The 513-nt window shown below is 65.5% G+C and carries 1 protein-coding gene; it reads right to left on the reverse strand.

Annotation, left to right across the window (positions count from 1 at the left end; translation table 11 throughout):
* On the reverse strand, positions 1-513 hold a 513-nt coding region (locus tag ACK4TH_RS13305; RefSeq protein WP_409627113.1), incomplete at both ends, for an ATP-grasp domain-containing protein.

The following is a 513-nucleotide window of genomic DNA, read 5'->3' on the forward strand; positions in this document are numbered from 1 at the left end:
CTGGCTGTCGCGGTTGAGCGGGTTGATCTCCACCAGCGAGGCGTCCGTCTCCATGTAGCAGCGGTACAGGTTCTGCAGCAGTGCCACCGCCTGGTCCACCGTGTGGCCGGTCATGCCGATGCCCTCGGCCAGTTGGCGCGCCTGGGCGTCGGTCAGGCCAGTCAGCGGATCGACGAAGATCTTCACGATCTTGTCGGGCGTGTGCGCGGCGACTTCCTCGATGTCCATACCGCCTTCACTGGAGGCGATGATCGCCACCTTCTGCGTCGCGCGGTCGGTCACCACCGACACGTAATACTCTTTCTGGATGTCGGCACCCTCTTCGATGTACAGGCGCCGCACCTTCTGGCCCTGCGGGCCGGTTTGGTGCGTCACCAGTTGCATGCCCAAGATCTGGCCGGCCAGCTCGCGCACCTGATCGATGCTCTTGGCGACTTTGACGCCGCCGCCCTTGCCGCGGCCACCGGCGTGGATCTGGGCCTTGACCACCCAGACCGGCCCGCCCAGTTTCTG

Source organism: Tepidimonas sp., assembly GCF_046292505.1.
Taxonomy (GTDB): Bacteria; Pseudomonadota; Gammaproteobacteria; order Burkholderiales; family Burkholderiaceae_C; genus Tepidimonas.